This window comes from Microcoleus sp. AR_TQ3_B6, assembly GCF_036702785.1.
Classification (GTDB): Bacteria; Cyanobacteriota; Cyanobacteriia; order Cyanobacteriales; family Microcoleaceae; genus Microcoleus.
In genome coordinates, this window is record NZ_JAUBVJ010000223.1 from 1 (window position 1) to 2,048 (window position 2,048).

The 2,048-nt window shown below is 51.6% G+C and carries 1 protein-coding gene; it reads left to right on the forward strand.

What is annotated here, in order from left to right:
• A partial coding sequence (locus tag QUB56_RS36795; RefSeq protein WP_332961286.1) for a type I polyketide synthase occupies positions 1–2,048 on the forward strand: 2,048 nt, incomplete at both ends.

Below are 2,048 nucleotides of genomic sequence, written 5' to 3' on the forward strand. Positions count from 1 at the left end.
ATCAAGAAGGGATGATTCTTTCTCCTGATGGACACTGTAGAGCCTTTGATGCTCAAGCACAGGGAACTCTAAAAGGGGACGGTTTAGGAATTGTTGTTTTAAAGCGACTGGTGAAGGCCCTGGCGGATGGAGATAGTATTTATGCGGTCATCAAAGGTTCTGCAATCAACAACGATGGTTCTTTAAAAGTTGGCTATACCGCACCCAGTGAGAACGGTCAAGGAGAGGTAATTAAGGATGCTCTGGCCATGGCTAGGGTTGCACCCGAATCCATTACTTATGTGGAGGCTCATGGGACGGGCACACCTCTAGGAGATCCGATCGAAATTGCAGCGCTGACACAAGCTTTTCGCGCTGGTACCGAAGCGAAGGGCTTCTGTGCGATCGGTTCGCTCAAAACCAATATCGGACATTTGGACACAGCAGCGGGTGTTGCGGGTCTAATCAAGACCGCCTTAGCCCTCAAACACAAGTTGCTGCCGCCGAGTCTTAACTTTAAACAGCCCAATCCCCACATTGATTTCGCGAACAGTCCTTTCTACGTCAACACCACCCTTTCTCAATGGCAAGCAGGCGAGACCCCTCGTCGAGCAGGGGTGAGTTCCTTCGGGATTGGAGGAACCAATGCTCATGTGGTTCTAGAGGAAGCGCCTGCACCCCTACCCGTGGAAGTAGAAGTGGAACGTCCTCTCCATATCCTCTGTCTGTCAGGGAAGAGTCAGAAGGCGTTGAGGCAGCTAGCCGCTAAATTTGAGCGCTACCTAGCGGTGCCTCCCTCTGTATCTCTGGGCGATGTCTGCTATACAGCTAATGTAGGACGAATCCATTTTCCTCATCGTCTGGTTGTAGTAGCTCAGACATGGGCTCAAATGCATGAGAAACTGGCTACCTTCGCCAGGGATGAGGAAGCCGCAGGGGTACTCATTAAGCAAGTGGAAGGTACAAATCGGCCTCAGGTGGTGTTCTTGTTCACTGGTCAAGGCTCGCAATATGTCGGCATGGGACGGCAGCTCTACGATACGCAGCCGACCTTCCGCCAGGCTTTGGAACGATGTGACGAACTGCTGGGCCCATATCTAAAGCAGTCTTTGTTGTCGGTGCTTTATCCCGAAGCTGGAACCGCGTCACCCCTAAACGAGACAGCCTACACTCAGCCAGCACTGTTTGCTCTGGAATACGCCTTGGCCCAACTGTGGCGTTCTTGGGGAATTGTGCCGGATGCTGTTATGGGTCACAGCCTAGGGGAATACGTGGCAGCTTGTATTGCTGGGGTATTCAGCCTAGAAGAGGGACTCAAGCTCGTTGTCGAACGCAGTAGGCTGATGCAGTCTTTACCACAAGACGGGCAGATGGCAGTGGTGTTTGCAGATGAGGAGCGGGTGGTTTCTGCTCTTGCTTCCTATAAGACGCAAGTTGCGCTCGCCCCACAGAACTCCATAGCGTCCATCGCTGCTGTTAACGGGCCTGAAAACACCGTCATTTCAGGAGCTAGAGAGGTTGTGGAGTCCGCGCTCGAGCAACTGAAGTCACAGGGGATTACCGTACAGCCTTTGCAGGTTTCTCACGCCTTCCACTCGCCACTAATCGAGCCTTGCCTCGACGAATTCGAGCGCCAGGCAGCAAGAGTGCAGTTTAAAGCTCCAGCTATCCCATTAATCTCAAACCTGACAGGTGAAATGCTAAAGGCTGGAGAAATCCCTGATGCAAACTATTGGCGTCGTCATATGCGAGAGACGGTGCAATTTGCAGCGGGGATGAACACACTGACTCAGCAGGGTTATTCCATATTTCTAGAAATAGGTCCTAGCAGCACTTTACTGGGAATGGGCAAAAGGTGCCTACCCAAAGGCATCGGTTCTTGGTTGCCTTCCTTGAAGCAAGGGCAAGATGACTGGCAAGTAATATTAAACAGCTTGGGGGTTCTTGAAACTTATGGCATAGATGTGAACTGGCCTGGATTTGACCAAGACTACCAGCGATGCCGAGTGCCTCTGCCTACTTATCCCTTCGATCGCAAACGTTATTGGGTTGAGCCTGAAAAACCTCTA